Genomic DNA, 23,277 nt, shown 5'->3' on the forward strand with positions numbered 1-23,277 from the left:
CAATTTATGATTGAGGGCTCCGAAGGTGCTGACCTTGAAAGGCGGTTATCGCGTCGAATTGATCTTTTAACTGATGATATACGCTTGTATAAATAGATGTCAATTGTTGATATACGCGATAATTACTTTCATTCACCTCGTGAGCCGTTCCCACCTGAATCCAATTGTGTGCATGAGCCAAATCATCAATTTCGCCCATTGCAAGTAAACCTAGCAGTGCAGCCCCGATTCCAGAGCTTTCGATGGAATCCGGCACCGTAACGGAAGTACCCAGCATGTCCGTCATCATCTGGCGCCAAAATTCGGATCTGGCGAAACCACCTGAAGCTCGAATCACCTCCGCCGGCCCCATAATCCGCTCAAGCGACGTTGCGACAGCTTGAATGGAAAACATGACGCCTTCCAGAGCAGCGCGAATCATATGCTTCTTCTCATGGCTAAGTGAAAGCCCGAAGTAAACACCGCGTGCATTAGCATTCCAGTACGGAGCGCGTTCCCCGGAAAGCAGCGGCAGAAACAACAAACCGTCGGAGCCCGCTTTCACTTGGGAAGCCAGTTCCGTCAGGTAATCATAAGGATCGATCCCTTGACGGCGTGCCTCTTCAGACTCCGCAGTAGCGATCTGGTCTCTTACCCAGCGGAAAACAATGCCGCCATTATTGATCGGTCCGCCAACGACCCAGAACTTTTCTGTTAGCGCATAGCAGAACAGCTTGCCTTCCGGGTCTGTTTGCGGCTTCGTCACTACGCTGCGCACCGCGCCGCTGGTTCCGATAGTCACAGCAACAACGCCGGGCTCAAAAGCGCCAACGCCTAGATTGGCCAAGACACCGTCGGAAGCTCCGACAATAAACGGTGTGTCCTGGGCCAACCCCATCACAGAAGCGTATTCAGCGGTAAGGCCCTCTACGCGGTATGTTGTTGGGACTAGCTCTGAAAGCTGTTCCGGAGTAACGCCGGCTTGACCCAGGGCTTCTGCATCCCAATCCAGGTTCTCGAGATTGAATAAGCCTGTCGCACTGGCAAGTGAATGATCAATGACATAACGGTCAAAGAGCTTCGCGAAGACATATTCTTTGATACCAATGAACTTGTATGTCTCTTTCATTAGCCCTGGTTCATTATCACGGAACCACATGAGCTTAAGCAGCGGAGACATCGGATGGATTGGCGTGCCTGTACGCGAATAAATCTGCTGCCCCAGACCGCTGCGCTTTAATTCAGCCGCATACATTGCGCTGCGATTGTCTGCCCAAGTAATACAAGCAGTTAGAGGCGTTGTGTTGTTATCAACAGCAATGAGACTATGCATAGCTGAACTGAAGGAGACGCAAAGCACTTGCTCAGGATTGACGCCTACCTTCCGAACAACTTCGCCGATCCCTTGCACGACAGCATCAAAAATTTGGTCCGGGTCTTGCTCGGCGCGATCAGCAGCCGGTGTAAAAAGAGGATATTCAATGGAGTGAGACCCAAGAACTTTCCCCTCGCGTGAAATGACGAGCGTTTTGGTGCTTGTCGTACCAATATCAGCCGCGATGATGTATGGCTTGAGGGTACTTAATTGGTCTGTCATTTGCTAATATTCCCCTCTGCGTTAAATGAAAGCTCATAAGGCTCTGTTAAAATCTCAATATCCGGATGCACACGCGCTGCGTCGAGCAAGTTCACGGAGATTTCGATTTCGCCAAGATGAAGCGTATCTTGAATTCGAACCAGCTTACATTTCGTGTAATCTAGAATGTTGCAAGTTTTTACAGCCGCTTTAATGGCATAGAAATCATTCTCCAGCGTTGTTGCGATCTTCGTTGGCGCACATACAGTGGAAGTTAGTCCGTTAGCATACGTAAACTCCAGGTTAGTTTGATCCACTAAGCGTTGAGTCGTAAAATCAGCCGTTCCTACCCCGTTTGCATTGCCTTTTGTTTCTGGTGTCAAATCCAAAACAACCATTTTCGCAACATCCGGGCCACCATGCGCATAAGGCGTCGGGTAACGGCCTGTTACGTTGGGATCCATGCCATCGCCGCTAATATTTTTACCGATATAATCAATGACCAGCACATCAATCTCATCGAACAGAATCTTCGGAAGCCGCGCCTTCGCCTCAATCAACAGCTGCTCTTCGCGCTCTTCAATTTCAGCGGCAAGAAGCACTTCTACACGGCAAGTTTCGTCATAAGCATTCTCAACGAGAGCTACACCAAACACGATTGGCAGCTTCTGAATCATCAGATTAGCCATGGCCGGCACATTCTCCGCCATATACTTAAAGCCAAGCTGATGGCAGGCTTCCGCGCCTTTTTGCTTCCCTAACCCGATCGCGATCATCTTCATGATGCCGCTCTCAATGCGTCCACGGAAAGCCGTATGTGGCTTCACGCGGTTAATTACGACGATCGCATCCGCTTCCGAAGCGATACGATCTACGTAAACCGGCAACCCGTTGGGAAGCTCATCAATTTTCACGACTTCCATAGAGGAACGAATTGGAGCGCCCATCGACGCTTCCGTAATGCCAAAATGAAGCAGTACTTCTGTTTGTCCTTCAGCAGTTGCACCGCCATGGCTGCCCATGCAAGGCACAATGAATGGAAACGCGCCTTTTGCCTTAATGGCATCAATGGTCGTTTTGGTAAATCCCGCGATGTTCGCGATCCCTCTGCTCCCTACGGCTACAGCAACCTGCTGACCTGGAAGTATGGTTTCCATGGCCCCGCTGCTTGCAAGTTTATCTGCAAGCTCTTGCTCTGGATTTTCCAGAATCGTGCGGTCGAACTTCTGACGAATTTTAACCACTTGCGGGATCGGAATATCATTTAACAGCTCTCTTAATATGCTCATCGATTATTCCCTCTTTCTTTATGTTGACAGCTTCTTTACGGACTCCCGCACGACGAGCTCTGTCTTCAAAAGCACCTGCTCCGTCTCGTGCTGCTTATTTTCAATATTACCTAGGAGCCGTACAGCGCCTTCTTTACTAATTTGTTCAATTGGCCGACGGACAGTTGTTAGAGCAGGCGTGACATAAGCTGCAAACACCGTATCATCGAACCCCACAACCGAAATGTCCGCTGGCACCTGCATACCGGCTTCCGATATCGCTTTCATTGCACCTAGCGCCATCTCGTCATTACAGCTAAAAACGGCGGTAGGACGCTCTTCCAAGGCAAGAAATTGCTGCATAGCTTTATGACCGCTTTCGAGATCATATAGGCCTGGCACTCTATAAATAGACGGAATGCTAATTCCATAATGCTTCATGGCTCTTTCGAAGCCATCTTTCCGATTTTGGGCGGATTTAAAGCCTTTGCGACCCTCAATCAACGCAATGCGCGTGTGGCCTTGTTCAATTAAATAGGAACATGCCAGGAAAGCACCCTGCTCTTCGTCAGACAGGATATTCAGCACACCAGCTGTAGAGACTGGCCGATTGAGAACGACTAGCGGAATGCCTTTACTTACGATATGTTCAATAATGGCCTGGTCGTCATCGCTTTGAGAAACAATGATGATCCCGTCAAAGCTTTTGCGGGTAATGGATTGAAAGCTCGAATAATCATCAATCCCCTTGACAATCAGTTGATACCGGTCCTGAATGACCGAGTTGACGCCGCGAATGGCTTCATAGAAGAAGCCTGCTGAAGTTCCTTGACTCAGTGTGGTAAAGAACAGTCCCAAATTATACGATCGATCGAGCACTAAGCTCTTTGCACTGTAATTGGGCGTATAATCTAGTTGCTCGGCTATGAGGCGAATACGTTCTTTCGTTTCCTCTTGAATAAGCGGACTATTATTAAGCGCCCTGGAAACAGTCGTATGGGACACACCCGCAAGCTTGGCAATATCCTTAATCGTTACGCTCATTCCTTCACCTCTATCAGAAGCATATCACAATCGTGCACACGTTAACAATAGTCTTTTTCAACTAAAAAACTCCCTTTCCAGGGAGCCGACTATCGTTAGTTTAAGCAAAAATTCCAAGTAAATACACTTATTCTTTTTCAGAAATACGAAGAAACACAAAAGAGAGTCCGTATGTATGAATACAGGCTCTCTTCTTATTCAAATCCACTATTCATTCTCACATCTCCAATAAGAGCATTTCTTGACGCATTTCGAGCAACTTGGTTTTACTCTCCATAATCGCTTTGGCATCCCCAGATGCTATAGCATCATGTAAGGTGGCTAGTTCATAATCGAGCTCCATGCGCAAAATAGGAATTCGTTCATCGGTACGCTTGGATCGCAGCGCTTGCATGACTTCTTCTACTGTCACGGCTGGCTCCTTCTGATACAGCACTTTATGTTCGATGCCGCTAATCTCAACCATGCGAATAATTTCCCCGAACATAATATTCTCAATGAGAATTTGCCGATCTTTGAATCTTTTTACTACCGCATGACCGCGTGTGTCACCAATCAATTTTTCCATCATTTCCGCGAGCTTCTCGTCTTTGAACGAATAATTACCCACAATTTTATACTTTTCACCAATTCGCTCAAACTTCAGCTTAATCAGCTTACGTCCTGTACGAATGGAAATGATGAACTGCAGCTCACTTTCGTTCCAATACAGAGAATAACCTTCCTGAATGAGCGCTTTAATGAAGTTCCGGATTAGCCGGCGATCAAATCGTAACTCTAGGTTGCAGTACTCCACTTCATGACTCTTACTCACGGCAATCCCCTCCATAATTGGTGCGTTTGGTTTTATTTAAATATTCAGACAACTTATCTTCTTATCCTTATCTTATTATGAATTCTATGTTTTAGCAACTTGGATTATTGACATTTTTTTAAGGAAAAACGTACAAAAAAAGCTGATGCCTGTATGACCGCGGCGTCAGCCTAGCAAAAAATGGAAGACGGATTCTGCTATGCAGAGGTGCCCAGTTTAATGCCATCCCCAGAAAAATCCGTCGCGCTCCCAGGCTGCTTTACCACCATGAAGTTTCTTAAATATTTTTTTGACCTCTTTGGATATCGCTTGATTCCCATTTTCGTTGACATAAATAAAGGATTCTCCATAATGACGAATAATATAGTCAACTGCTTCTTTCTGATGCAAAATCCCTGCGGATTTCAACTGTTCCAGCATCCATTCTGCAACCTCGTTCGCCGTAACGGCCATTCCCGTTCTCTCCTTCATTTCACTCGTTATGAATAATTGAACCTTGTCCAATAAGATGAATCAATCGTTCCATTGTAACATATTTTCTTTACATTTATCGATCAAATAGGTACAGGAGCACAATCATCCTCATTCTGGTTTATTAGCCCATTCCTTCCTAGGGGGAACACCATATGCTATCTCTGTAAGACAAACGAACAGAACTAATAAACGAAAGGGTGATTTTGGATGGGTTATGGAGCTGGTGTAGCTGGTGTTGGTGGTTATAATTCTGCTGCCGCAATTTTGGTTCTCTTTATTTTGTTAGTTATTATTTCTAGTGCATTCGTTATCTAATCCACTTCAAATACGAAAGGGCTGCCTGGCAACACTGCCAGCAGCCCTTTATTCATATCCATGCTTAAGTGAACGTTTCGGGGACCCTCCATGATGAGAACCGTCTAACCCACATCAGCATCCTCGGGTCTCAAAATCACTGTCCCGACGCCAAGCAGAATCAGCGCAAACAAGGTGAGCACACCCATGTGCATCCACATATGGGACAAAGACTGCCCAGAAGCCATAAGCTGGATTGCTTCTATGACCCATTTCTGGGGAACGAAATTGGCAATTTTCTGCATCCACTCCGGCATCAGAGAAATGGGCCAGAAACAGCCGCCTAGCATGCAGGAAGGCGTAACGATCAAAGCGTTGATCATGCCCATATTGGACGCATTCTTCACCAAACCTGCAACTGCGCTGGCAATACCCATACTCGCTAATAAGAAAAACTCCAACATGACAAATTGCGAGAAGAACGGGAGTCCATAATCATATAGAGCCACATAACGAGTAATGATTAAGATAACAAGCACTTGCAAGGTTCCTACAAAAAAGCTGCCCATAAAATTGCCTAGCATAATTTCAATGGAGCGAACTGGAGCCGTGAAGGTTCTTGCCATGGTCCGCATTCTCCGGTCCTCCATAATGACGGATATCGTATTATTGATGACTCCCATCATGAACATCAGCATAAAGCCAATGACGAGATGTGTATTCGGATTCACATACAAGTTCAGATCTGTAATACGCGCTTTAACTTGATGCTTCTCTAGTTGGGTCAATGTCTTTTCCACGGCATCCTGAAGCGATTTGCCCTGAAGGCCTTGCTTTCGCTGCACATCAACAGTTGCTTGATAGCCAGTAAGTATACTATCCAGCGTTATTTTCAACGTAATGGTCGCTTCACTTACACTCAATTGATACATATCTACTTGCGGAGCGGAACCTGTCAATAACGTCTCACTGAATCCTTCCGGAATGACGAACGCACCAGCGACTTTTTGTTTCGTAACATTCTCCTTCAAGGAGGCATCGGAAGCCTGTTCCTTCAGCCTGTAATCAGGCAGCTCAGTCAACTCCTGCACCAAGTGAGCGCCGAGCGGTCCGCGATCCATATTAATATAAGCGATATCAACCCGATGTACTTGCTGCTGCCCCATTACCCCAATAATCAAAGAAACCACCCCTGCCGGGATAAGAAGATACATCAGCAAACCTCTCTTTTGTAAAAGCGTGCGACGAAGCATATTATAGGCGATTAACAAGCTATTCATGGTATCCCACCTTTCGGTAAACGATGAAAGAAATGAACAGTGTGCCAGCGCTGATGCATCCCAAGACCAATAAATGTTGGCCTAAGACGGAGGGGTCACTGCCCAGCATAATGCGATACATACTTTGCATAGCCCAGTGATTCAGGGTGAAATTGCCAAGTTGACGCAGAAATCCATCAGGTAGAGGTGTAAAGCCTCCGCTTAGAAAAGACATAACCATCACCATCATTTGGAAAATGGTTGAGATCCCTTTGGACGATTTCACAATCAGAGCTATTAAAACAGCGAGACTCATGGACGCTATGATGACGAAAAAGCAGATTAGTGCCAGTATCCCATACGAATTTCCCCAATCGACATGATAAACAATAACGGTTGTTCCGACGATAACCGCCGCCTGGCAAATCGCAATAAAGGCATTGCCAAGTACCTTTCCGAGTAAAATCTTATACTCACGAACCGGCATGGCATTAAGTCGGGATAGTGTATGTTTATCCTTTTCGCCTTGCAGCGTCATCGCCGTGGACAGGCCGGAATATAACAAAAACATGACCAGCATCGAGGCTGCGTAATACTGCATAGCGGTATACTGGGAATTGCCCATTGCTAGATTGCCTTGCTTGACATGATCAGATGAACCTTGGTTCTGCATCGAGGCTGCTGCTTCAGGGCCAATTGTCATCGCGACTGCCTGTCTGTGGTTCACGTTATCCAGGAAGGAACGAAGTACCATTTGAGCTGTCAAATTCTGCTCGTAGTTGTTCCCGAGAATCATTTCCCATTCTGCTTCCTTTCCCGCCATCACACGAGCACTGAAATCACTAGGAATAACAAGCGCAAATTCGGAATCACCTGATTTAATCCGGTTGACGGCTTCGTCACGTGTCTGAATAGTTGAGGCTTGAAGCAAACTCCCAATATCAGGCGAGTGCAGAAAGCCTTCTATGCTGGATTTCAGCTCACCCGAATCTCCCTGTACAACGTCCACTTTCACAGGATTGATGGTCCGATCTTCCACTTTGAAAGCACCAGAAAGTGCTGAGCCCAATATGAAAATGAGCAAGAGCGGCATCGCAAACTGGATAGCCATAACATATCGCATGCGAAGCATTCGCAAAACTTCATATTTTGCAATAATCCATAACTGCATCGCGCTCTCCCCCTAATCCCGTAAAGTTCTACCGGTCAACGACAGAAATAATGCCTCTAGATCCGGTTCTACCTGCGCGAGTGATTGAATTTTGACATTGTGCTTGGATAAAATGAACAGGATGTCTTGCAAATAGGCTTGCGACGATCCAACAAGCAGTTCAAGCGCGTGCTCCTGGGTGTTCACCTGCTTAATTTTGGGATGATCACGAAGCTCCTTAACCGCATCATCGGTTAAATTTGCTACTTGAAGCATAATCTTGTTATCCTGCGCGACTTTGCTGCGGAGCTCCTCTTGCGTGCCGCAAGCGATCAAATGTCCGTGATCCATGATGCCGACACGCGTCGAAATCGCAGATACTTCTTCCATGTAATGTGATGTGTAAATGATCGTCGAACCCATACGGTTCAAGGTTTTGACCGACTCTAAGATGTGATTCCGGGATTGGGGATCGATTCCCACGGTCGGCTCATCCATAATAATGAGTTTAGGGTGATGCATAATAGCGCAAGCAATATTCAATCTCCTTTTCATTCCACCTGAAAAAGCACTCGGCTTATCGCTAGCTCGATCTGATAGCCCGACGAATTCCAGCGCTTCCTTGACACGGCTCTGCAAAAGAGCGCCTCTCAAGCCATAGAGTCTGGCAAAGAACGTCACATTTTCCCTAGCGCTTAAGCTCTCGAATATGGCAAGCTCCTGCGGAACAAGACCTATGAGGCGTTTAACCTCCAGCGTATCCTTTGCAACGGACAACCCGTCTACTATCATTTCTCCCCCATCCATTCTAAGCAAGCCGCTTAGCATTTTGATTGTGGTGCTTTTACCTGCCCCGTTTGGACCCAGCAACCCGAATATTTCACCTTCCTGAATGGATAAATTCAAATGATCAACGGATATTTGATTGCTGTATTTTTTAACAACATTTTTAATTTGAATAAAGCTCACTAGGATCCTCTCCCTTTTCTCGACTGCTTGAATTATACTTATTGTACCTCATTCAAAATGCATCTACAGGTAGATTAAGTCATCTGACAAGGTGACAAAAGTCATAAACACTTCGTTAAACATGTAAACTTGCTTGCCAATTATGCTATAATTTGGCTATACGCTTGCAAAGGAAGGGAATCGCTTGTTACCTTTACTGCTTATTACCCGCTACACACTCATTCTCATTCCAGCGGTTGCCTCCATGTTTCTCGAAAGTTACGCGTCTAATGGCACCTATGTGTTCTTTATTCTTCTATTCATTTGGGTCGCAGAGCTGCGGAGAACGATTTTCAAGAAATCGGTAGGGATGCTTCTGGTAGAAGTTGGGTTCGGCGGATGGCTTTGTTATACGTTTGACGGCTTATTATTCATCATCTTTTACTCCACATTGCTGACTTATCTTCCTACCTTCCATCGTCATATCCGATTTTCTTTCTTAGGTGTTCAATTGATCGCATTAAATTTGAGCTTACAGGGCGAATCGAGCAGTTATTACGTGTTAGCCAATCTCCTCTTCTTTACCCTGGCGCTGCTACTTCGTCATATGAACCAAGTGGAACAAAACAAAGTGGACATCGAACTGCTCTATGATCAGCTGCGACGGCAGCATTATGAACTGGATGAAGCTCGCATGCAGTTATTGGACTATGCCAAAAAGGTTGAGAATATCGCTCAGCTCGATGAACGCAACCGGATTTCGCGAGATATTCACGATGATTTGGGGCATCAATTGATTCGTCTCAAGATGATGATGGAAGCCGGCCTGCGGATATTGCCAACGCAAATGAATAAAGGCATGGAGATGTTAACCTCCGTTAGGGATCAGCTAACCGAAAGCATGGAACTGCTTCGATCGACGGTGCGTAAACTGAAACCGGATGACGATTCCATGCAGTCGTTCACCTTGAATCGGCTTATTGAGGGACTAACCAAGGAGAATGGCATATCGATCGAGGTTGATATTCAGGGAATGCCCTATGTCTTGTACCCTAGTCTAGCCTTCATCCTATACCGGAACGCCCAAGAAGCCATCACGAATGCGATTCGTCACGGCCATGCAACATCTGTACAGATTCAATTAATTTATGAAACCAAGCAAATTACAATGAGCATTTCGAATAATGGGCAGGTCCCTACGGCTCATACCGCGAAAGGACTCGGAATGACAGGCATGGAAGAACGCAGCAAGCTTATAGGCGGCCAGCTTCATGTGACAATTGCTTCCCCTTTTACCGTGACAACAGTCCTGCCCACTTTTCGCCAAACGCTCTAATGCAAACGAAGAAAGAAAGGGTTGAAACAACCATGATACATGTTCTTATTACTGACGATGATCCATTTATTCGAGAAAGCTTACAATTAATTATCGGACTTGACAAAGACATTACTGTTGTAGGTACGTGCACCCATGGCGATGAAGCATTGGCTATTATCCAAAGTGGTGTTCAAGTCGATGTAGTCCTGATGGATATTAGAATGCCCATCTGCGATGGTGTCGAGGGAACACGCAAGATCAAACAAACAAATCCCGCGATTTCCATTCTAATTCTAACGACATTTGACGATGATGAATTTATCGTACAGGCGCTACGTAACGGAGCTAGCGGCTATTTACTGAAGAACATTTCCCCCGACCGTATCATACAAGGTATAAAAATGGTTGAGCAAGGCAATTTGCTTATTCATCCTGACATTGCTAAGAAATTGGCAACCTTCATTAGTCCCACTCCCGCACCAAGCGCATCCGCTCCTACTACGCTGCGAGAGTATGGGTTAACGGCCAGCGAACAAGCGGTGGTTGAGAAAATATCAGAGGGCTTATCGAACAAAGAAATCGCCCAGGAGCTTTTCCTGAGCGAAGGTACGGTCAAAAATTATATAACTGAAATTCTTAGCAAGCTGAATCTCCGCGATCGCACGCAAATTGCCATCTTCTATTTAAAAAAACAATCCGGAGTAAACAGCTAGTATAGCTATTTTTTTACTTTAACGACCTCGATATCCTCTTTGGAGGAGCTCCCCACCACATATTCAGGCTGATTATTGCTGTTGTTATTATTACTCTGAGTCAGCTTGAGTGTCGTGCGGTAGTAATGACCGTTTTCGGAAAGCAAATAACTGTATGTATTGAGTTCAGGCAGCGCATCAATAACAATGGGACTCGACATAAATGGTATCTTATCGATTTCATAGTATCGGAAGCTCTCCACATAGTCTCTGAGTGCTTTTATTTTGATAGGGTCTTTCTCCCCTGTAATGGTAACACCTTCGTTGTAAACATATGATAATTGCGGGGGCTCGCTCCCCCAAACCTTCTTCAATTCATCCTCACCGACATAAATGTCTTCCGAATATTTCTCCTTCGCTTTACGCAAACCAGCTGTTGGCACACCCATTCGTTCCACATCCGCTAATCGGTAGTAGGTCAGCTCCGTCATGTTCGTGAGAACTGGATAGGTGGCACCTCGATAATCAAAGTACTGCACATAAGGATACTGGAACACTATTTCCGTGTAATTCGTATTATTCCCCTCAGTGGGTTGTCCGGAATTGATACGCGGGTTAATATAAATCGATTTGGAGCTTTCCTGCCAATTTACGACTGCCCCCAAATAGTTCCCTAACTCTTTCACTGGCAAGTAGCTGCTATTGTTATAAATCAACGGCGGATTCGTAAGCTTAACCTGCTGCCCATTCACAACTACCTTGAAATCATCTCTTAAATAAGCATCAACGCGTTGCAGCACATCTTGCGCATAGACGCCTGCCGTAAAGCATGTTCCCATTAAAGCGCCCAAAAGAGCGATCGTGGACCATTTCTTCATTTTCATAGCAGAATTCTCCTATCTTTTCCAATAGATTATTCCTCATATTTCGGCAAACTCCTATTTATTCCTGCTTTTTTAGACAAAATGGGACATTCTTCCTACTTTCCTTCTACGAAACTCGTAAAACATTGCAGAGCTCACTCATTTAATTTAAAATAATTGAAAAACGTAAGTGAAAAGAGGCACCTAACTATGAGCTTTACTGGATTTACACAGCATGATTTCGATACATTTGCCATAGAGGGTTTGGATGGACGAATGGAAGCCATTCGCGAGCGCATTCAACCTAAATTTAAAGCGTTAGGCGATTCATTGGCGCAGGATCTCTCGCTCTTTGCTGGAACCGAAATGTTCTTACATATTGCCAAGCATTTAAGACGCAAAATCAATCCGCCAGTGGACACCTGGATGGCGATCTGCCCGAATAAAAGAGGCTACAAACAAGTTCCTCATTTCCAAGTCGGGCTGTTTGATGATCGCGTGTTTATCTGGCTTGCACTCATTTATGAGCTGCCTAATAAAAGCAACATCGCCACTACGTACATGAATCAGATTGATCGCATTCAAAAAGAAATACCTACCGATTTCGTTCTCTCCTTCGATCATATGAAAAAGGATGTTACACCGCTGGCTGATCTAGACCGCAGCGCTTGGAATGACGCTTTGATCCGTTTCCGCGATGTCAAAAAAGTTGAGCTGCTGATCGGCAGAAACCTTCATTTCCAAGATCCAGTGCTTACCAAACCTGACGAGCTTGAATCGTTGATTAAATCAACATTCGAGAAGCTAATTCCTCTGTATCAACTAGCTGTCGATGCGAAATAACTCGAATCTTGGAATTTTTATGTAAAACTAAGGTTATTTTAAACTAAAATTAATCCCTCCTGCACAGACTATGTTCTGTAATTCCTATTATTTGGGAAAGGAGGCGTACACATGAATCAGCCTTATATGAAAAAGCTGCTGGTGAGCACGGTGGCCCTTTCGTTCGTCTTGGGAGCTACTGTGCTCCCTTCGCTTTCTGCTTCGGCGCAGGCACCTTCCGGCAACGGGCAAGAGATCGTTTCTCTGCAGCAAGCAGATGAGAAGGGGCACGGGCGCCATAACCGCAAGTGGCCGATTATCGAGGAATCTGCGAATGTCATTGGCGTTGACAAAGAAGTGCTCGTGAAATCGCTCAAGAGCGGTAAAAGCATCGTGGAAGCAGCAGCCGACAAAGGCGTGAGCGAAGCCGACCTAACGGCAAAACTCCAGCAGCTCCGTACCGGAAAAATTGAAGTAGCCGTGAAGGATGGCAAGCTGACAGCCGACCAAGGCGAGCATATGAAGCAAAAGCTCGGAGAACATTTGAAGTTCATCCTTAACGAGAAGAACCTGCTGGACAGTCATGGCAGAAGTAAGTGGCACCGCTTCGGACTGAAGCCCGACACGGAAAAACTCGCCAAAACGCTCGGACTGAGCAAAGATGAACTACATGCCCAGCTCCGCTCCGGCAAATCGCTCACCGAAATCGCACAATCAAAGGGCATTTCCAAGGACAAGCTCGTCGCGTCCATTAAAGATCAGTTAACCCCTTCCATTGAGAAGTGGGTTGATCACAAGAAAGACAAGAAAGCTAAGGAATAGGACACATAAAAAAGGCTGCCCATTGTCATCTTTGATGGCGTTGGAGCAGTCTTTTTTTGCCTTTTGCATTTTTTTTCATAATGAGTGATTACTCACTTCACAATGATGGTCGGCTCTTTCTGGTATGTCCTGCTGATTACCGCATTCGCCAAGAACGAATTCCAGATAATTCAATTCATACCGCTCATTATCGTCCCTCAGGGGTTCTTCTCAGGCCTTTTCAGCTTGGATACGATATCCTATGTACCTGCGATGGATCGGGGTCGTCATGCCCCTAAAATACGACGCTGACGCGCTGCGCAATATTATGATTCGCGGCGCGGGATGGGATCGCATCTGGATGGACGTCGCCGTTCTCGCAGCCTTCGTGCTGGAAAAAGCTTATAAGGCAATCCGGCACTCTCAGGGGGAAGGCCACTCATTGAGATTCCGGCTCCCACCATAACTTCATCATGCACGGTTTATCGCCACGCAAAGCCTAAAAGAGAACCACAAAAATCAAAAAAGCTGTACGCCCGCCTTCTCCATAGAGAAAGCCAGTGTACAGCTTTTTATTTGTGCTAAGCTGTTTGCTGTTGCACACGTGTCTGACGATCGACAAGCACGAAGCGCTGCAGCAGCAGGATCGCCGCCAAGCAAAGTACGCCGCCGATAATAAACGGCAAGGAGTGCGCGATGGCGAACACCGCTCCGCCAAGCAGCGGGCCGGCGATGCGGCCAAGGCTGTCCATGGAGGAGCTGAGCCCTGTCGCGACGCCCTGTCCCACTTTCGTACGCTGCGTAATCAGCGACGTCACACAAGGACGTATGAGCGCGTTCCCTGCGCCGAATACGGACAAGTAAATCGCAGCGGTGACTACGCTGCTGGAGTACAGCAGCAGGAAGAAGCCAGCTGCTGAGAGCAATAAGCCGATGCCGATCACCTTCTGCTCGGCCCCCTGTTTGACCAAGCGGCGAACCACACCGCCTTGGATCAAGGCGCCGACGATGCCGCTGGCAAGGAACATCATGCCGATATCAAATGGCGTTGCACCGATCTTGTCCATTTGGTAATACTGAAGTGTCGCTTCTAGGCCAGCGAGTGTAAACGAAACGAAAAAGGATAACACATACAGATACTTGGATGCTCCAGAGAATGCTTTCCATCTGGAAGGAGCTTTCTCTTTTACCGAAGATCGCTTATTCGCTGGCAACGATTCCGAGAGGATCGCAAAAGCAAAAAGGAACGAAGCAAACGCCAGGATCGAAGCTGCGAAGAAAGGCACGTATGTCCCCCAGCGGCTTAGAATTCCTCCAAGCGCCGGCCCGAAGATAAAACCTAAACCAATCGACATGCCCACCATTCCCATGCCTTTCGTCCGATTCTCGGCCGTTGTAATGTCCGCCACGTAAGCAACAGCGCAGGCCGTTGCAGCTCCTGAGAATAAGCCTCCCAAGATGCGAGACACGTACATGATCCACAGATGTCCATCCGCGAACCCGAAAATCAAAAAGCTAATGCTAAAGCCCAGCAAGCCAATTAAGATGATCGGTCTGCGTCCAATGCGATCCGAGACCGCGCCCCAAATCGGAGACATCAGGAAGGAAGCTGCAGAGTAAACCGATAGCAACAACGCGTTATGATACTCAGAGCCAGCTCCTTTGACTACTTCCGGCAGGATGGGAATGATAATGCCAAAACCTACGAAAATGGTCATCAACAACAGCATGATGATTCCAATCTGTTTATTCATGATGCTTATGAGCCTCCAAACCAAACATTTTTCCTTATCGTACCATACCTTTTTTGGGGATGGAAATGAACATTTGAAGAACAAGTAGCAGCACGAGGACTGAACCGCTCATCAAAAAAGGCGCATGGTAGCCATATACATCCCAAAGCTTGCCGGAAACAATCGGCCCGATGATCATGCCGAGCCCTTCAATCGTTAGAAAGAAGCCCCATACAGCCCCTCTCTTCTCAGGTGGTATGGCAGAAGCAATCAGCGCATTCCAGGATGGTATGATAAAAGCGTAACCGATTCCAAGCAGGGCAACCAATACATACAGTATGGTCATAGACTTGGCATATGTAAACAACAGCAGAGCTGCAGCGCTTATCGTGAAACCCGTGATCAAAAACGGCCGTATGCCTCGTCGATCCACCCATTTCCCCATAGGCACTAAGCAAATGACTGTAACGGCTCCTCCTGCAACCAAAAACATGCTGTATTCAAAGGAAGAAAGCTTAAGCACTTCTTTCGCGTACAACGTCAAAATAGGGGTCAATATGCCGAGAGCAAATGTCTGTGCGAACATGGCCGGAAACATGAGTGGACTAACAGACAGCGATCGCTTTACTTCACTTAGATAAGCCGAAACTCGCTGAGCAAGTGGCGCTTTCTCTATTTTAGTGTGCGTAATGACCTTTTCCATCGCCAATGAACTTTTCCGAGGCAGCATAAGCGCTACGAGCACTACAACCGTCATGCATGCAATCAATAAACGAAATGCAACGGTGTACCGATTTTCACCTACAAAAAAGTTAATGGCTACCGGCCCAAGTCCGACACCCGATAACCATGCCATATATACAACGCTCATGATCGTTGCTTTGCCCTCCTCCCCTGCTACTTCCGTCGTTCCTGTGATCACACAGGGCCACAGAGGGGCTGTACCAAAGCCAAGCAGTGCGCAGCCGACAATCATCCATATATATTGGGAAGTCGTTGCCATAAGGATGACAGAAAGAAAGGTCAAGAGCACACCTGTGAGCATGGTTGTTCGGTAACCGAGCTTATCAATGATCCAGCCGACGGGCGTGCGCAGCACATTATCACCAATATATTGAGCCGCAAGTGTCCATCCAATGATAAAGGCGGATGCTCCAAGCCCTGTTTTCATATACACAGGCAATATTGTAATCAGCAGTGCGCCCTTCACAAATTCGACGATAAACATAATAATTAACAATTCGATCACAAATGGGGAAAACAGCTGGTTTTTCCGCCATTTTTGCATCAAAATCATGTGATTTCTCCTTATTTGCCCGTATTTTAACAAGTGTTGTTAGTTTTTCCCCAATTTGCACAAACTATTTTCAAAAAATTAGCTTGCATGAAATCTCTAGTTTGATATACTCATTTTGTTTGTTGCAACTTTCGACAAGCAATCCACGATAGAAGGGAAGCGATAATCAGGTGGATCATACCCGTACCCCCCTGTTCACTGCATTGCTCAAGCATGCTGAAAGAAACCCAATTCAGTTTCACATTCCTGGCCACAAAAAAGGAGTCGGCATGGACCCGGAGTTTCGTTCCTTTATTGGAGACAATGCCCTGTCCATCGACCTCATCAATATAGCACCGCTGGATGATCTCCATCAACCGATGGGTGTCATTGAGGAAGCCCAGAAGCTGGCTGCGGACGCCTATGGCGCCGACCATACATTTTTCTCCGTACAAGGGACAAGCGGAGCCATCATGACGATGATTATGACGGTATGTTCCGAAGGCGATAAAATTATCGTCCCACGAAATGTACATAAATCCGTTCTTGCCGCGATTATTTTCGTTGGCGCTAAGCCGGTATTTATCCAGCCAGCACGTGACAAAAACTTAGGAATCGATCACGGTATTCCAACTCGTTCTGTCCGCAGAGCGCTTGAGAAGCATCCCGATGCCAAAGCCGTATTGGTTATCAACCCTACTTACTATGGCGTATGTACAGATCTTAAAGAGATCGTTGATCTGGTACACAGCTATAACATGCCTGTCCTTGTTGATGAAGCGCATGGCGTGCTCATTCACTTCCACGACAAACTGCCGATGTCCGCTATGGAAGCAGGCGCCGATATGGCAGCAACTAGCGTTCATAAGCTAGGTGGATCTATGACCCAAAGTTCCGTCTTGAACGTGAAAGGAAATCGCGTAAATCCTAAGCGGATCCAAACGATTATCTCCATGCTAACGACGACTTCAACATCTTATATCTTGCTAGCCTCGTTAGACACTGCGCGCAGGCACTTGGCTTTGAATGGGTATGAAATGGCGGAACGTACAATTGCCCTTGCCCAGTATACTAGAAAGCAAATCAATGAAATTGAGAACCTTTACTGCTTCGGAGAAGAAATTCTAGGTGGAGAAGCTACTTATACTTATGATCCGACGAAAATATGTGTTCACGTGCGAAAGCTTGGCATCACGGGCTTCGAAGTCGAGAACTGGCTGCGCGAGCACTACAATATCGAAGTCGAAATGAGCGATATGTATAACATCCTCTGCCTCATTACACCGGGTGATACGCCAGAGAACATTGAGATTCTATTAGAAGCTCTGCGCAAACTCTCGCATATGAATGATGATGTTGTCGAAGTCAAAGAGGTTGTTATTAAAGTCCCTGCTATTCCTCAATTAACGCTGACGCCGCGAGATGCTTTCTATGGCGAGACCGAAATTCTGCCGTTCAAAGATTCCGCCGACCGGATCATCGCTGAGTTCATCTACGTATATCCACCGGGGATTCCGATTTTGCTTCCAGGTGAAGTCATCACGCAAGAGCTTATTGATTACATCGTCGAGCATGTTGAGGTTGGACTTCCTGTCAAAGGTCCTGAGGATCGCAGTGTTCAAAATGTCAAGGTTATCGTAGAGACACAAGCGATATTCTAGACTTTTGAGTAACAGGTAGTTATTGTAAAACCGTTTACATGATGCTATGATATTGGTGATGTTTAGCGAATGAGGTGAACTAGGAATGGCTCAAAGCGCTTATATTAAATTCGTAACAGGCTCCCAAGTACCCGCACTCACCTTGGATGAACTGAGGGACAGGCTTTTGCATTACCGTGAGCAGCTCAGTCTAACAGCCAAGCAGCTTGGCTGGGAATATGACGAGGCCGGATTCCCTTATACCATTGAGACGAAGCCGGAAGGCGAAGGAAAATGGTTCTATCTGAAAGGTATCAATCCTTTATACAAATATATCGTGATTGGTGTCGGCAGCGAGAAGATTCAAGAGGAAGATCGGCATTATGTCCAGGTCGTATTGCCTGACGACGCCACACATGGCGACAAGAGCAAAGGCAATGAGTTCTGCAAATACCTTGGTAAACTGCTAAAAGCTGAACTTCATCTATTTAACGGCAGAATCATGTATTTCAATCCTCGAAAATGAAATCTTACACGAACGGGGCTGTCCCGGAAGGTTAATCCAAACCTCCAGGACAGCCCCGTTTTATAGAAATAGTGAAAGGGCTGCCCTTCCGTAGATTACCTGCGGAATGGACAGCCCTTTCTTATGTATAGCTCTTATTCTTCGCCTTCTTGAGCTACGATTTCATTGTAAATGGTCACTACGCGTTCCCATTCTTCTTCATCCTCAATGTTGACTAAGAAAGCATCGTCGCCATCTTCCTCAACACGGAAAATTACGCCGTCCGCTTCAGGATCATTGCGATCAAGCAATACGGCATAAGCTTGCTCTTGAGATTGGAAGGTATAAACCATAACCATCTCGTGCTCTTCACCGTTCTCGTCCGTTACGATAAAAACATCTTCCCCATGCTCGTGATCGTGGTCACAGTCCGGGCCGTGTACATGATCGTGCTTCTCATCGCTCACAGGCAGAACCTCATTTCGTCGAATAATTAGTTACGTAATCATCCTAACATTTTCATATTCAGAGGTCAAACCACTTTCTCGTGAGCTTATCCTATTCGGATTGGATCTGCTTCTCGGAAACGACGGAATATTCGGTAGCGCCTGTTGCTTGCATCGCAAATTTAACAACATAAGTGCCCGCTTCGTCAAAAGAAACGCCATACAAAGGTACCTTCAACCAGAAAGACTCTTTGGAGTCCGTGATAGATTTAACGACAGGTGTAACCACGCTCTTGCCGCTTGGCGATATAATGGAAACTTGGACAGAGTTAATGCTTGTTTTCAAATTATCTACCTGCGCAAACACAATGAAATCAGCCTGCTTACCGCGTTCAACAACGCCAAATGGAACGATGGCCGAATCTTTCCGCACTTCCGTTGTAAAGAACAAGTGCACGTTCGGTTTGTACAAATAAGCCGTCTTGTTGGAATTATCCCATTTCACCAACGCTTGCAAGGCATCGCTAACAGCGCGTAAAGGTAAAACAGTACTCCCTTCAACAATAAGTGGCGGAACATCCGACTCCCCAAACTCTGTTGTCGTATCATTGACGATCAGACGTGCAATGTTGTAACCCTTAAAATCCCCCCATATCGATGAGGCCACCACTGCAGCCGTGCTTAGAACAAAAAACACCAGCATCAACGTAAATATCCGCTGAACAACTTTCATTTTAGATAACCTCCAGCTCTCGTTAGTAATCTTTATGTCTGCATCTTTATACTCCTAACGTTAAAAAGAGTTGCGATGATTTTATAATTTTGATAAAAATAATAGAACACGTTGATTATACGCCTCTGGCTGCATATGATAGGACCCGACATGCCCCGCTTTTTGTGTAAGCCACAGCTCAAAAACGTCCGGATGCCGACGCCACATCCCCTCACTATTCGACCATGGAATTGCATCATCATCCTTGCTGTGAATAAAAAGAATCGGCCTGGGATAAATGTGCTCGACAGCCGCAAGTGCATCTACATGACGGGGATTAATCCCTATCAGCCTTGGCAAAATGCCCAAAATCAAAGGCGTGAATGGAAATCTCGGCAGCTTCGACCACACCGGCAAGTTATCTCGCAAATAGGGGCTTAACTGGCTAAAAGCACTATCCGTAATGACTCCCGCAACGGTGGATTCTTCCGCAGCCGCTAAAAGCGACGTGCTTCCGCCCATCGAGAAGCCGAGCAAGCAAATTTTACTAGGGACATGCTCCTGCACCCACTTAATTGCGCCAAGTACATCCTGCTTCTCCAAATAACCGACAGTCGTCAAACTGCCTTCGGAATTGCCCGAATTGCGAAAATCAAACATGAGCACATGGTAGCCTTCATCAACAATAGCCTTCGCTAAGGCAAGCGCCGGCAGTCCCTTCTCGAGTCGTGTACCCGCATACCCATGTGACATGATAACCGTCGTTGCCAACTCACCAGCGGGTGCGGAAGGAGATTTGAAAAACCATCCATCCAGTGCAACATCCTGCAACTGACTAGGAAAGGTAATATCCTGCTTTTGCAAGCCATATTGCTCTGGGAACTCATCGACGATCTTTCGTTTCGGATGTGTTAACTGCCAGCCAACATAGGTAGAAATGCCCACCAAAATCAAGCCAATCATCACGATCAGCGAGCCAATTAGATACCAAATCATCCCAATATCATCACCTTAAATGAAATAGAAATAGATAAACCCCGTACTTTAAGCTTATATGTCAGACATATAAGGGTTGAAATCGAGCAACCTCCCATGCTACATTAGAAAAAGATGTTTTTTGTCGAAAAATGGGGGCGGCTGAATGAGTTTGCAAATTCAAATGTTGGGAACCGGCAGTGCTTTTGCCAAAACATTTTATAATACAAGCGCATTAATCCGTTCAAATGAAATGAATATACTCATCGACTGCGGTTCAACAACTCCAAGATCGCTTTACGACATACAGATCCAACCCGATCAAATCGATGGCATCGTTATTTCACATATTCATGCCGATCACGTTGGCGGACTAGAAGAAATGGCTTTCCGCTTATTATATGAAAGCAATCAGAAGAAAACAAAACTGTACTTGACCAGAGCGATCGCTAACATCTTATGGGAGAACACCCTGAAGGGCGGCATGTATAATCCGGAAGATGGATTCCATTCTCTCGAGGATTATTTTGACGTCATTGTGATGGAGGAACAAGTGCCTGTTGTCATAGGTCCTGGTTTAACCATAGAACTCGTGCCAACCCTGCACATTCCTCGCAAACCTAGCTACTCACTGTTTATCAACGACCGAATCTTCTATAGTGCAGATACCCGCTTCAGCGAAGACCTGCTCATTAGCGAAGTCATTGATAAAAGAGACTGCCATACCATCTTTCATGATTGTCAATTAAGCGGCCAAGGTTTCATACACGCTACGCTCGAAGAATTGCTCACGTTACCAGAACATATCCAGCAGCGGGTATATCTCATGCATTATGCTGACAACATGAGCGACTTCATTGGCAAAACCGGCCGTATGCAGTTCGTTGCCCAGCACGAAATTATTGATCTTCCAGAATAATTATTTATCATGGAACCTTAGGATTTCAATACCCCTAAAGGTTCTTTTTTCGCGAAAATACGTGTTTATTTCCTATTCTTTTTACCTGAAAGCAGGATTTGGGTAAACAGACAGAGAACATGTCTGCATAGTGGTTATACTGGACATCGTTACTTGCAGGAGATGATATTTTGATGATCAATTGGATTCTTTTTGCTTACGCATTTGTATTTATGCTATATACGACAGTTCTGCACACTTCCATTAACACTCCCTTACAAATCCTTCTCGTTCTACTGTACATGATTAGCTTTCGTTTTCAATCCAAACATGCTGCAATGCCATGGCTTCGTTTACTGATCATTGGCATCATACATTACATCGGTCATTTGAATTTGCTTCTCCCTCTATACATACTAACGCTGTTCTATGATATTTATACAGAAGAAAATCGCAAAAAAACTTGGGTGCTTTCCGCCTCATACGCGCTCATTTTTTTAAGCAATGTGTATTTCATTAAAGGTCTATATGATCTGCTTTGGATTTATGTCATTGAATGCTTGCTCCATTTCACAACCATTGCATTACTTACGAAAGCGGCATATTCCACTCTCAAGCAAGCTGATCGCCTACAGAAAGAACGCTACTTATTTTCGCAGCAGGATTCGCTAACAGGCCTTTACAACTACGAAGAATCCCATCGCCGGCTTGAGCAGCTCATCCGTCAGAAGCAGGGGTTGGTCCTGATCCTTATCGACTGTACGGATTTGAAGGCGATGAATACAAGCCGCGGCTTCCAGGCTGGAAACTTTATTTTGAAGCAGATGGCCGAGCTCCTCCAAATCTTGTTTAAAGATGCACTCTTTATCGCAAGATACGGCGGTGATGAATTCGCAGTGGTGATGCCATTAGTTGCTGACCAATCAGCCACATCCTCTTTAAAACTAAAACTGGACTCCGAGCTCCCTAAGCTGACAGGCATACAAATTACTTATGGGATTGCCTCCTACCCGCTAGACGGCTTGACGAAAGATGATCTAATTTTATTAGCTGAAAATAATTTATTTACGAAGAAACGTGAGTCGTGGTTAAACCGTGAAGAACATATGCTTAGATCCGATAAGCTGAGAGTCATCGGTGAATTAGCCTCTGGTATGGCTCACGAAATACGCAACCCTCTTACAACGGTCAAAGGATTTTTACAAATTTCGAAAGCAAACGGTTACAATATCGAAAATTGGTACAGTTTGATTATGGAAGAAATTGATCGCATGAGTGACTTAACCGGCGAATTCCTGCAGTTCTCCAAGCCGCATAGCGTCGATTTCCGAGTCTACTCCCTACACGAGTGTGTGCTCAAGGTCATTGCGCTGATGGAGTCGGAAGCAACCCGATTCGGTCATCAAATTCATTACAAAGAAGCGGCGGATCCCCTCCTTGTTTTGATGGATCAAGATAAAATGATTCAATTACTGCTCAACATTGTAAAAAATGCCTGCGAAGCCATGGAAGAAAACGGTGTCGTGCACATGCAATTGACGTCTGATGCCAAAAACGTGACCGTCATTATTGCAGATAACGGCCCTGGGATTCCGGGTGAGCAATTAGAAAAGATCTTCCATCCCTTCTTTACGACCAAAGAATCCGGTACTGGACTTGGGTTATCGATCTGCTACAAAATCGTGCAAGATCACCAAGGAACGCTGGAGGTTGAAAGTGAGCTTGGAACTGGCACACGGTTCATCATCACCTTCCCTTTAGCGCAATAACATCGTTATAGCACAAAAAAA

General features: G+C 45.8%; 23 protein-coding genes and 1 pseudogene. 10 read left to right on the plus strand and 14 right to left on the minus strand.

The window, feature by feature from the left end:
* Positions 1-4: 4 nt before the first annotated feature.
* From gntK to AC58VC_RS10030, 5 genes are all read right to left on the minus strand, one after another.
* Positions 5-1,576 carry a gluconokinase gene (gntK, locus tag AC58VC_RS10010; RefSeq protein ID WP_497368633.1) on the minus strand — a complete coding sequence of 524 codons (1,572 nt, stop codon included), beginning with the start codon at positions 1,574-1,576 and terminating at the stop codon, positions 5-7.
* Positions 1,573-2,844 carry a nickel pincer cofactor-dependent isomerase, group 22 gene (locus AC58VC_RS10015; protein ID WP_497368634.1) on the minus strand — a complete coding sequence of 424 codons (1,272 nt, stop codon included), beginning with the start codon at positions 2,842-2,844 and terminating at the stop codon, positions 1,573-1,575. The genes gntK and AC58VC_RS10015 overlap by 4 nt, the downstream gene beginning before the upstream one ends.
* Before the next feature lie 18 nt (positions 2,845-2,862).
* Positions 2,863-3,867: a LacI family DNA-binding transcriptional regulator gene (locus AC58VC_RS10020; RefSeq protein ID WP_497368635.1), complete on the minus strand. Its 1,005-nt coding sequence runs from the start codon at positions 3,865-3,867 to the stop codon at positions 2,863-2,865.
* Positions 3,868-4,084: 217 nt separating this feature from the next.
* Positions 4,085-4,681, minus strand: coding sequence for a YkzI domain-containing protein (locus AC58VC_RS10025; RefSeq protein ID WP_127452115.1), 597 nt, complete (start codon positions 4,679-4,681; stop codon positions 4,085-4,087).
* 216 nt (positions 4,682-4,897) lie between these two features.
* Positions 4,898-5,134 (minus strand): DUF6953 family protein, encoded by a 237-nt coding sequence (locus tag AC58VC_RS10030; RefSeq protein ID WP_477503298.1) that lies wholly within the window; start codon positions 5,132-5,134, stop codon positions 4,898-4,900.
* Positions 5,135-5,362: 228 nt separating this feature from the next.
* Between AC58VC_RS10030 and AC58VC_RS10035 the strand changes: the two genes are divergently transcribed.
* Positions 5,363-5,470, plus strand: a complete 108-nt coding sequence (locus AC58VC_RS10035) for a YjcZ family sporulation protein (protein WP_145656775.1) — start codon at positions 5,363-5,365, stop codon at positions 5,468-5,470.
* A 104-nt stretch (positions 5,471-5,574) separates the two neighbouring features.
* Here AC58VC_RS10035 and AC58VC_RS10040 read toward each other — a convergent pair whose 3' ends face one another.
* The 3 genes from AC58VC_RS10040 to AC58VC_RS10050 are packed head-to-tail and all read right to left on the minus strand — an operon-like array spanning position 5,575 to position 8,827.
* The gene (locus tag AC58VC_RS10040) at positions 5,575-6,729 is read right to left on the minus strand and encodes an ABC transporter permease (protein WP_497368636.1); all 1,155 of its coding nucleotides are present in this window, start codon (positions 6,727-6,729) and stop codon (positions 5,575-5,577) included.
* The gene (locus AC58VC_RS10045) at positions 6,722-7,879 is read right to left on the minus strand and encodes an ABC transporter permease (protein ID WP_497368637.1); all 1,158 of its coding nucleotides are present in this window, start codon (positions 7,877-7,879) and stop codon (positions 6,722-6,724) included. The genes AC58VC_RS10040 and AC58VC_RS10045 overlap by 8 nt, the downstream gene beginning before the upstream one ends.
* 12 nt (positions 7,880-7,891) lie before the next feature.
* Positions 7,892-8,827 (minus strand): ABC transporter ATP-binding protein, encoded by a 936-nt coding sequence (locus AC58VC_RS10050; protein WP_497368638.1) that lies wholly within the window; start codon positions 8,825-8,827, stop codon positions 7,892-7,894.
* Positions 8,828-9,011: 184 nt separating this feature from the next.
* On the opposite strand from AC58VC_RS10050, the gene AC58VC_RS10055 reads away from it, so the two are divergent.
* Together AC58VC_RS10055 and AC58VC_RS10060 are read left to right on the plus strand one after the other, a co-directional pair.
* Positions 9,012-10,142 carry a sensor histidine kinase gene (locus tag AC58VC_RS10055; RefSeq protein ID WP_497368639.1) on the plus strand — a complete coding sequence of 377 codons (1,131 nt, stop codon included), beginning with the start codon at positions 9,012-9,014 and terminating at the stop codon, positions 10,140-10,142.
* A gap of 32 nt (positions 10,143-10,174) precedes the next feature.
* A complete protein-coding gene (locus AC58VC_RS10060; RefSeq protein ID WP_497368640.1) occupies positions 10,175-10,837 on the plus strand; it encodes a response regulator transcription factor in 663 nt (220 codons plus the stop codon).
* A gap of 5 nt (positions 10,838-10,842) precedes the next feature.
* On the opposite strand, the gene AC58VC_RS10065 is transcribed toward AC58VC_RS10060, so the two are convergent.
* On the minus strand, positions 10,843-11,700 hold the full coding sequence (locus tag AC58VC_RS10065) for a stalk domain-containing protein (protein ID WP_497368641.1): 858 nt from the start codon (positions 11,698-11,700) through the stop codon (positions 10,843-10,845).
* A gap of 189 nt (positions 11,701-11,889) precedes the next feature.
* Here AC58VC_RS10065 and AC58VC_RS10070 point away from each other — a divergent pair, with 189 nt between their 5' ends.
* From AC58VC_RS10070 to AC58VC_RS10080, 3 genes and pseudogenes are all read left to right on the plus strand, one after another.
* The gene (locus tag AC58VC_RS10070; protein ID WP_497368642.1) at positions 11,890-12,522 is read left to right on the plus strand and encodes a YktB family protein; all 633 of its coding nucleotides are present in this window, start codon (positions 11,890-11,892) and stop codon (positions 12,520-12,522) included.
* A 111-nt stretch (positions 12,523-12,633) separates the two neighbouring features.
* Complete coding sequence (locus AC58VC_RS10075; protein WP_497368643.1) at positions 12,634-13,323, plus strand: hypothetical protein; 690 nt, start codon at positions 12,634-12,636, stop codon at positions 13,321-13,323.
* 102 nt (positions 13,324-13,425) lie between these two features.
* Positions 13,426-13,768 (plus strand): annotated as a pseudogene (locus AC58VC_RS10080) (ABC transporter permease); the annotation flags it as partial.
* Positions 13,769-13,883: 115 nt separating this feature from the next.
* On the opposite strand, the gene AC58VC_RS10085 reads toward AC58VC_RS10080, so the two are convergent.
* The gene (locus tag AC58VC_RS10085) at positions 13,884-15,056 is read right to left on the minus strand and encodes an MFS transporter (protein WP_497368644.1); all 1,173 of its coding nucleotides are present in this window, start codon (positions 15,054-15,056) and stop codon (positions 13,884-13,886) included.
* Positions 15,057-15,090: 34 nt separating this feature from the next.
* The gene (locus AC58VC_RS10090) at positions 15,091-16,332 is read right to left on the minus strand and encodes an MFS transporter (RefSeq protein ID WP_497368645.1); all 1,242 of its coding nucleotides are present in this window, start codon (positions 16,330-16,332) and stop codon (positions 15,091-15,093) included.
* A gap of 170 nt (positions 16,333-16,502) precedes the next feature.
* On the opposite strand from AC58VC_RS10090, the gene AC58VC_RS10095 reads away from it, so the two are divergent.
* Together AC58VC_RS10095 and AC58VC_RS10100 are read left to right on the plus strand one after the other, a co-directional pair.
* On the plus strand, positions 16,503-17,972 hold the full coding sequence (locus AC58VC_RS10095; RefSeq protein ID WP_497368646.1) for an aminotransferase class I/II-fold pyridoxal phosphate-dependent enzyme: 1,470 nt from the start codon (positions 16,503-16,505) through the stop codon (positions 17,970-17,972).
* An 85-nt stretch (positions 17,973-18,057) separates the two neighbouring features.
* The gene (locus AC58VC_RS10100) at positions 18,058-18,477 is read left to right on the plus strand and encodes a DUF1885 family protein (protein ID WP_497368647.1); all 420 of its coding nucleotides are present in this window, start codon (positions 18,058-18,060) and stop codon (positions 18,475-18,477) included.
* 134 nt (positions 18,478-18,611) lie between these two features.
* On the opposite strand, the gene AC58VC_RS10105 is transcribed toward AC58VC_RS10100, so the two are convergent.
* The 3 genes from AC58VC_RS10105 to AC58VC_RS10115 form a co-directional block, all read right to left on the minus strand.
* Positions 18,612-18,923: a DUF1292 domain-containing protein gene (locus AC58VC_RS10105; protein WP_127452090.1), complete on the minus strand. Its 312-nt coding sequence runs from the start codon at positions 18,921-18,923 to the stop codon at positions 18,612-18,614.
* A gap of 91 nt (positions 18,924-19,014) precedes the next feature.
* On the minus strand, positions 19,015-19,635 hold the full coding sequence (locus tag AC58VC_RS10110) for a stalk domain-containing protein (protein WP_497368648.1): 621 nt from the start codon (positions 19,633-19,635) through the stop codon (positions 19,015-19,017).
* Between the two features lie 81 nt (positions 19,636-19,716).
* Positions 19,717-20,610, minus strand: a complete 894-nt coding sequence (locus tag AC58VC_RS10115; protein ID WP_497368649.1) for an alpha/beta hydrolase — start codon at positions 20,608-20,610, stop codon at positions 19,717-19,719.
* 145 nt (positions 20,611-20,755) lie between these two features.
* On the opposite strand from AC58VC_RS10115, the gene AC58VC_RS10120 reads away from it, so the two are divergent.
* Together AC58VC_RS10120 and AC58VC_RS10125 are read left to right on the plus strand one after the other, a co-directional pair.
* A complete protein-coding gene (locus AC58VC_RS10120; RefSeq protein WP_497368650.1) occupies positions 20,756-21,508 on the plus strand; it encodes an MBL fold metallo-hydrolase in 753 nt (250 codons plus the stop codon).
* Positions 21,509-21,681: 173 nt separating this feature from the next.
* Complete coding sequence (locus AC58VC_RS10125; RefSeq protein ID WP_497368651.1) at positions 21,682-23,256, plus strand: ATP-binding protein; 1,575 nt, start codon at positions 21,682-21,684, stop codon at positions 23,254-23,256.
* Positions 23,257-23,277: the final 21 nt, after the last annotated feature.

The sequence above is a fragment of the Paenibacillus sp. J22R67 genome, from assembly GCF_059692175.1.